Origin of the sequence: Pseudomonas sp. GD03858 (assembly GCF_029840925.1) — a bacterium.
In the GTDB taxonomy this organism is placed as follows: domain Bacteria; phylum Pseudomonadota; class Gammaproteobacteria; order Pseudomonadales; family Pseudomonadaceae; genus Aquipseudomonas.
Genome location: NZ_JAOCDM010000012.1, coordinates 70,969 through 78,141, shown reverse-complemented (window position 1 = coordinate 78,141; position 7,173 = coordinate 70,969). Strand labels below are relative to the sequence as shown.

The window sequence follows — 7,173 nt, the reverse complement described above, 5'->3', positions numbered from 1 at the left end:
CAGATGCAAAAAAGCCAGCTTGCGCTGGCTTTTTTGTGTGCGGTTGGTTGTCGCTTGCCTGGATCAGGACGCGTCGGCGGCCATTTCCACATCGTGGGCGATGAGGGCGACCAGGGCATTCTGCTGGCGGTGGGACAGTTGGCGGAAGCGTTGCAGCAGTTCGCGTTCGTGGAGGCTGAGTTCTGGGCTGTCCAGGCGCATGCTCAGCTCGTCGCCCAGCGCACCTTCCTGGATAAGGCTCTGTTCCAGACGGGCGATGATTTCGGAGTTCATGCTGCGGTGGTGGTTGCGCGCTACCTCGGCAATGCGCTCACGCATCCCGTCTGGCAGGCGGACGACAAACTTGTCAGCGGTGCGGCTCGAATAGATAGCCTGTTTCATTGGGCGCATATAAATTGACCGGTTGTTCTGGTTCAGGGGAAGCGGTTCTCAAATTGGCCGCACGGTGGAAGTACGACCGCGGCGACGACAAAATGTTCAACCGTGATGTGATTTTGGTTCTTCATCTTGCCTCATGGTCGCCGTTTCCTTGGCGTCAATTCTGTGACAAATAGTGATCTCGATAAAGGCTTTATGCCAGTACCAATTATCAGAAATGAGCACTGGTTTGAAAAGTTTCACATTCATCGAATCACATCGGTGTCAGACCTTTGTCGTCAAAAAGCTGGTAAAAGGCGAAAAAGGCCAGGGAAAAGTCTAGAATGCGCTGGTTTCCCACACATTGAGCATAGTGGCTATGCAATATGACGCAAGCGTTGGGCCGGCCTCAAGAGGTCGCCTGATATTCCTCGTAGGACCGTCTGGGTCGGGAAAAGATTCCGTGATCGACGCCGCGCGTGAGCAATTGCGAGGTCATGGGGTCGAAATCGCTCGCCGGGTGATCACCCGTTCGCCCGAGTCGAAAGGCGAGTCGGCTCATGGCGTCAGCCAGGAGCGCTTCGATGAGCTGCGTCGCTCGGGAGCGTTCGCCCTGGATTGGCAGGCCAACGGCCTGTGCTATGGCATTCCCGTGGGCATCGAGCATTGGTTGGCGCAGGGGCGTTCGGTACTGGTCAATGGTTCGCGGGGATACCTGGCGCAGGCGCGTGCGCGTTATCCCGACTTGCTGGCCGTGGGGCTGGTCGTCGATCCGCAGGCGTTGCGCCAGCGATTGTCGGCCCGAGGTCGGGAAAACCAGGACGAAATCGAGCAGCGTCTGGCACGCAACGCAAGGCTGCGAGCCTATGACGCCTCCGTTCACGTGCTGGATAACTCAGGCTCGTTGACCGATGCGGTCGAGGCATTGCTGGCACTGTTGGGCGAGCAGGGGGTGATCGCTGCACCGGTGGAAAAAATCTGACGTGCAAATTGCCCGATTGAGGCATGACAAACGTCGGCATGCTGGTTAACATGCTCGCCGTCTGTACCGCACGGCATTCGCTGTCGGTTCTCGGGTCTCAGTAGCTCAATTGGATAGAGCATCCCCCTCCTAAGGGGAAGGTTGCAGGTTCAAATCCTGCCTGGGACGCCATCATCGTCCTGGCATTTCCCACCCCGACCCAGGTTCCCGTATGCAGTGGATGCTGCCCACCGCCTGAGCGGCGGGGTGCATCGATCAAAGCGCGGTGGCCTTCGGCTTGTCGTCGTCCCGCATGCCTGCGAGTTTCCCGTCTGCCTGCGCCTGCTGTTCCAGCCTGGCCTGGGTCTTCATCTGCACATCCTCCTGAATGCGCCTGGCGATCAGTTCATCGACCTTCATTTTTCGTTCCGGTGGCAGCGCGTCGTATTCGTCCTGGGTCAGGCCCAGTTCCTGGAGGAGCTTCTCCTTGATCTTCTCTGCCGGGGACTTGGCCATGTAGTCACGGAACTCCTGCAGTGCGGAGGATGCCCCCTGTTCGCCGACTTTGGTCTGCCGGCGTGCATGGGCGTCCGGGTTCTGCAGCATGAGCATCAACTTGGCGAAGGCTTCCTTGTGGTCGCCTTCGGTGCCTTGCTGCGAGGAGCCCTGCTGGTTGGCCTGCCGAGCGTCTGGCTTGTGGCTGGCGGTGACCGGCTGAAAGGTCGCGGCCTGGGTTTGAGGCTGGTCGTTGCCGGTACGGTTCTGCTGTTGCATGGCCGGCCAGGCCAGACCGGTGGTGGTGATGAGCATGGTTCCTCCTTGGATGAATGCAGCTGTGCGACGCAAGGGGCAAAAGCTGTGCCAGAGAAACTATCGGCTTGAAATAGGCCATCGGGGCTATTCCTGCCACGCCGCGCGCGGAATATGCTTGCCTGTCGGAGGAATGGGTTTGCCGTCAGCGGCAACCGTCATAAATGCCGGCGGCACCGGGATCGGGGCGCAGTTGCCGGATATAAGGGAGAGCGTCCATGAGTCACGAAGCAATGCCGGTACCACCCGGTTTTTCCACAGCGCAACTGCAGACCTTGTTCGATCTGATCAGCGATGGCATCTGGGACTGGGATGCCAACAGCGGTTACGTCTACCGCAACCCCGGCTGGTACGCGATGCTGGGCTATGCCAGTCACTCCATGGCCAATTCGGTGCTGACCTGGGAGAGTGTGATCCATCCCGAGGACTACCCCCGCGTAATGGCGCACTTCGAGGCCTACATCGATCAGCGCAACGAGCGCTATCGCATCGAGTACCGCTGCCGCTGCCAGGACGGCAGCTACCTGTGGATCGAAGACAGTGGCCATATCATCGCCCGCAATCCGGATGGCTCGGTGGCGCGCATGCTGGGCGCTCACCGCAATATCGACGCAGGCAAGCGCCTGATCACCGAGCTCGAGCAGCGCAACGAGTCGCTGGAGTGCCAAGTGGCCGAACGCACCCGTGAGCTTTCCTGGGTCAATCAGCAACTGCAGCGACAGTTGGACGAGAACCGCGAGCTGGCCGAGCGCGACGCGCTCACGCGTACCGGCAACCGTTACCGGCTGGAAAAGACCCTGCAGCAGGAGTGCGAACGTGCGCGGCGCTTTCGCGAGCCCCTGGCGTTGATCGCCATGGATCTGGACGATTTCAAGCCGATCAACGATCTGCATGGCCATGCGCGCGGCGACGCGGCGTTGATCGAAGTGACCGAGTGTATCCGTACCTGCCTGCGGCCCCAGGACTTGCTGGCGCGGTGGGGTGGCGACGAGTTCGCGGTGGTCCTGCCGCACAGTGCTCACGAGCAGGCCTGCGCGATGGCCCAGGCCATTCGTACGGCGATGGAGGCCCTTGGCTCGATTGGCACGTGCCGGTTGACCATGAGCTATGGCGTGGTGCAGTGGCAGGAGGGGGATGACGCCGCCGGCTTGCTGGAGCGCGCCGATCAGGCGCTGTACCGGGCCAAGGCTCGGGGCAAGAATGCCATCGCCGAGTAGGCGCGGCTGGAGAGGGCTGGGTGAGTGCCGGTCGACGGCAAGCCTGGGAAAAAAAAAATGCCCGCGGCGCCAGAGGCGCAGCGGGCCAAATCGGCTATTGCCGCTTCAGTGTCTTTCGCTAGATGTGCAGGGCATGGCCCAGCGCGCGCAATGCCGCTTCCTGGACTGCTTCGCCAAGGGTTGGATGGGCATGGATGGTACCGGCGACGTCTTCCAGGCGGGCGCCCATCTCCAGTGACTGGGCAAAGGCGGTGGACAGCTCGGACACCGCCACGCCCACGGCCTGCCAGCCAAGGATCAGGTGATTGTCGCGGCGGGCCACCACACGCACGAAGCCGCTTTTCGACTCAAGGCTCATGGCCCGACCGTTGGCGGCGAACGGGAACTGCGCAACGAGGCAGTCCACACCCTGCTGGTTGGCCTGTTCCGGGGTCTTGCCGACCACCACCACTTCCGGGTCGGTGAAGCACACCGCGGCAATCGCGCTGGGTTCGAAACGTCGTGCCTTGCCGGCGATGATCTCGGCGACCATCTCGCCCTGGGCCATGGCCCGGTGCGCCAGCATCGGTTCTCCCGCTACGTCGCCGATGGCCCAGACGTTGCGCATGCTGGTCTGGCAGTGCTCATCGATGGCGATGGCGGCGCCGTTCATTTTCAGGTCCAGGCTTTCCAGGCCGAAGCCCTGGGTGCGTGGGCGCCGGCCCACGGCCACCAGCACCTGGTCGGCCTCCAGGCGCAATTGTCCGCCCTGGCCGTCGCGTGCCAGCAGGCAACCGTCGGCGTAGCCTTCGACGCTGTGCCCCAGGTACAGCTCGATGCCCAGCTTCTTGATCGAGTCGGCCACTGGCGCGGTCAGCTCGGCGTCGTAGGTCGGCAGGATGCGCTCGCGCGCTTCCACCACGCTGACCTTGGCGCCGAGCTTGCGGTAGGCGATACCCAGCTCCAGGCCGATATAGCCACCGCCGACCACCACCAGGTGCTGCGGCAAGGCCTTGGGCGCCAGGGCCTCGGTGGACGAGATGATCGGCCCGCCGATGGGCAGCATCGGCAATTCGACGCTGCTCGAACCGGTGGCCAGCAGCAGGTGCTCGCACTGGATGCGCTGACCGTCGACCTCGACGCTCTTGCCGTCGAGGATCTTCGCCCAGCCATGGATCACCTTGACGCCATGCTTCTTCAGCAGCGCGGCGACGCCGCTGGTGAGGCGGTCGACGATGCCATCCTTCCATTCGACGCTGCGGCCGATGTCCAGGCGCGGCGAGGACACGCTGATGCCCAGCGCGGACGGCTCGGTGTAGCGGCTGGTCTGGTGGAACTGCTCGGCCACATGGATCAGCGCCTTCGAGGGGATGCAGCCGATGTTCAGGCAGGTGCCGCCCAGGGCCTGGCCCTCGATCAGCACGGTGGGGATGCCCAGTTGTCCGGCGCGGATGGCGGCCACATAGCCGCCGGGGCCGCCACCGATGATCAGCAGGGTGGTGTCGATAATCGGTTGCATGATCACTCCACGAACAGGCAGGCGGGTTGTTCCAGCAGGCCGCGCATGGCCTGGATGAACAGGGCGGCGTCCATGCCGTCGACCACGCGATGGTCGAACGAGCTGGACAGGTTCATCATCTTGCGCACGACGATCTGGCCGTCGATCACCATCGGCCGCTCGACCATGCGGTTGACGCCGACGATCGCTACTTCCGGGGTGTTGACCACCGGAGTGCTGACGATGCCGCCCAGGGCGCCGAGGCTGGTCAGGGTGATGGTCGAGCCGGACAGCTCCTCGCGGCTGGCCTTGTTGCTGCGGGCAGCGTTGGCGACCCGGGCGATCTCGGCGGCGTTGCTCCACAGGCTGCCGGCCTCGGCATGGCGCAGCACCGGCACCATCAGGCCATTGTCACCCTGGGTGGCGATGCCGACATGCACCGCGCCATGGCGGGTGATGACCTGGGCTTCGTCGTCGTAGGTGGCGTTGATCTGCGGGAAGTCGCGCAGGGCGACGACCATGGCGCGCACCAGGAACGGCAGCAGGGTGAGCTTGCCGCGGCTGTCGCCGTACTTGGTGTTGAGCTGCTGACGCAGTGCCTCGAGCGCGGTGACGTCGATTTCCTCGACATAGCTGAAATGGGCCACGCGCCGCTTGGCGTCCTGCATGCGCTGGGCGATCTTGCGGCGCAGGCCGATCACCGGCACCTGCTCGCTGTCGGTGCGCTTGCCGTAGCCGCTCGGTGCCTGGCCGGCGCCGCGCTGCGGCTTGCTGATGAACGCGTCGAGATCCTCATGGAGGATGCGCCCGGCCGGGCCGCTGCCATGCACGTAACGCAGTTCGATACCGGCATCCAGGGCGCGCTTGCGCACGGCGGGGGAGGCCAGTGGCTTTTCATGGGCCTCGCGTGGCACGATCGGCGCCGCGGCGTGGCTGGCGGCTGCCTGAGGCTGCGCCTCGATACGCGGTTCAGGCTTGGTTTCGGCTTTCGCCGGCGCGGGCGCAGGCTCCACCGGCTTGGCCTGGGGCGTATCGACATGGTTGCCGCTGCCTTCGACTTCGATGCGGATCAGCTCGCTGCCGACCGCCATTACCTCACCTGGCTGGCCGCCCAGGGCCAGCACCTTGCCGCTGACCGGCGAAGGGATTTCCACGGTGGCTTTGTCGGTCATGACATCGGCCACCACCTGGTCCTCGGCGATCATGTCGCCGACCTTGACGAACCACTCCACCAACTCGACCTGCGCGATGCCTTCGCCGATGTCCGGCATCTTGATGACGTGCGTGCCCATTCAGACCTCCATGACCCGTTTCAGTGCCGCGCCTACCCGCGAAGGACCAGGGAAGTAGGCCCATTCCTGTGCGTGAGGGTAGGGGGTGTCCCAGCCGGTGACGCGCTCGATCGGCGCTTCGAGGTGATGGAAGCAGTGCTCCTGGACCAGCGACACCAGTTCGGCGCCAAAACCGCAGGTGCGGGTGGCTTCGTGCACGACCACGCAGCGACCGGTCTTCTTCACCGACTCGACGATGGTCTCCAGGTCCAGCGGCCACAGGCTGCGCAGGTCGATGACCTCGGCGTCGACGCCGGTTTCCTCGGCGGCCACTTGCGAGACATACACGGTCGTGCCGTAGGTCAGCACGGTGACGTCGTTGCCCGGGCGGACGATGGCCGCCTTGTCCAGCGGCACGGTGTAGTAGCCATCCGGCACGGCGCTATGCGGGTGCTTGGCCCACGGGGTCACGGGGCGGTCGTGATGGCCATCGAAGGGGCCGTTGTACAGGCGCTTGGGCTCGAGGAAGATCACCGGGTCGTCGCATTCGATCGAGGCGATCAGCAGGCCTTTGGCGTCATAGGGGTTCGACGGCATCACGGTGCGCAGACCGCAGACCTGGGTGAACATCGCCTCCGGGCTCTGGCTGTGGGTCTGGCCGCCGTAGATGCCGCCGCCGCAGGGCATGCGCAGGGTCAGCGGCGAGATGAACTCGCCGGCCGAGCGATAGCGCAGGCGGGCCATCTCCGAGACGATCTGGTCGGAGGCGGGGTAGAAGTAGTCGGCGAACTGGATCTCGACCACCGGGCGCAGGCCATAGGCGCCCATGCCCACGGCGGTGCCGACGATGCCGCTCTCGGAGATCGGCGCGTCGAACACGCGGGACTTGCCGTACTTGGTCTGCAGGCCTTCGGTGCAGCGGAACACGCCGCCGAAGTAGCCCACGTCCTGGCCATAGACCACGACATTGTCATCGCGCTCGAGCATGACATCCATGGCCGAGCGCAGGGCCTGGATCATGGTCATGGTGGTGGTGGACATGGCGTTTTCCAGATGGATGCTGTTGTTGTGATCGTTCAT

General features: G+C 64.0%; 7 protein-coding genes and 1 tRNA gene. 3 read left to right on the top strand and 5 right to left on the bottom strand.

The window, feature by feature from the left end; all coding sequences use genetic code 11:
- Window positions 1-63: 63 nt before the first annotated feature.
- Entirely contained in the window at window positions 64-390 is a 327-nt protein-coding gene (locus N5D48_RS05870) for an Arc family DNA-binding protein (RefSeq protein ID WP_003254499.1), read from the bottom strand.
- Window positions 391-736: 346 nt separating this feature from the next.
- Here N5D48_RS05870 and phnN point away from each other — a divergent pair, with 346 nt between their 5' ends.
- Window positions 737-1,339: a phosphonate metabolism protein/1,5-bisphosphokinase (PRPP-forming) PhnN gene (gene phnN, locus N5D48_RS05865; RefSeq protein WP_279882137.1), complete on the top strand. Its 603-nt coding sequence runs from the start codon at window positions 737-739 to the stop codon at window positions 1,337-1,339.
- Between the two features lie 94 nt (window positions 1,340-1,433).
- Window positions 1,434-1,510: transfer RNA gene (locus N5D48_RS05860), tRNA-Arg, on the top strand.
- Window positions 1,511-1,594: 84 nt separating this feature from the next.
- On the opposite strand, the gene N5D48_RS05855 is transcribed toward N5D48_RS05860, so the two are convergent.
- A complete protein-coding gene (locus tag N5D48_RS05855) occupies window positions 1,595-2,128 on the bottom strand; it encodes a hypothetical protein (protein ID WP_279882135.1) in 534 nt (177 codons plus the stop codon).
- Between the two features lie 218 nt (window positions 2,129-2,346).
- On the opposite strand from N5D48_RS05855, the gene N5D48_RS05850 reads away from it, so the two are divergent.
- On the top strand, window positions 2,347-3,345 hold the full coding sequence (locus N5D48_RS05850; protein WP_279882133.1) for a diguanylate cyclase: 999 nt from the start codon (window positions 2,347-2,349) through the stop codon (window positions 3,343-3,345).
- A gap of 118 nt (window positions 3,346-3,463) precedes the next feature.
- Here the strand turns inward: N5D48_RS05850 and lpdA are convergent, their stop codons facing one another.
- The 3 genes from lpdA to N5D48_RS05835 are packed head-to-tail and all read right to left on the bottom strand — an operon-like array spanning window position 3,464 to window position 7,173.
- Window positions 3,464-4,843: a dihydrolipoyl dehydrogenase gene (gene lpdA, locus N5D48_RS05845; protein ID WP_279882131.1), complete on the bottom strand. Its 1,380-nt coding sequence runs from the start codon at window positions 4,841-4,843 to the stop codon at window positions 3,464-3,466.
- 2 nt (window positions 4,844-4,845) lie between these two features.
- Complete coding sequence (locus N5D48_RS05840) at window positions 4,846-6,114, bottom strand: dihydrolipoamide acetyltransferase family protein (RefSeq protein ID WP_279882129.1); 1,269 nt, start codon at window positions 6,112-6,114, stop codon at window positions 4,846-4,848.
- Entirely contained in the window at window positions 6,115-7,173 is a 1,059-nt protein-coding gene (locus N5D48_RS05835; RefSeq protein WP_279882127.1) for an alpha-ketoacid dehydrogenase subunit beta, read from the bottom strand. It lies immediately after the preceding gene.

What these genes read in the sequence shown, in the direction of transcription:
- N5D48_RS05870 (WP_003254499.1), bottom strand. Translation starts at nt 390, where the DNA reads ATGCGCCCAATGAAACAGGCTATCTATTCGAGCCGCACCGCTGACAAG.
- phnN (WP_279882137.1), top strand. Translation starts at nt 737, where the DNA reads ATGCAATATGACGCAAGCGTTGGGCCGGCCTCAAGAGGTCGCCTGATA.
- N5D48_RS05855 (WP_279882135.1), bottom strand. Translation starts at nt 2,128, where the DNA reads ATGCTCATCACCACCACCGGTCTGGCCTGGCCGGCCATGCAACAGCAG.
- N5D48_RS05850 (WP_279882133.1), top strand. Translation starts at nt 2,347, where the DNA reads ATGAGTCACGAAGCAATGCCGGTACCACCCGGTTTTTCCACAGCGCAA.
- lpdA (WP_279882131.1), bottom strand. Translation starts at nt 4,843, where the DNA reads ATGCAACCGATTATCGACACCACCCTGCTGATCATCGGTGGCGGCCCC.
- N5D48_RS05840 (WP_279882129.1), bottom strand. Translation starts at nt 6,114, where the DNA reads ATGGGCACGCACGTCATCAAGATGCCGGACATCGGCGAAGGCATCGCG.
- N5D48_RS05835 (WP_279882127.1), bottom strand. Translation starts at nt 7,173, where the DNA reads ATGAACGATCACAACAACAGCATCCATCTGGAAAACGCCATGTCCACC.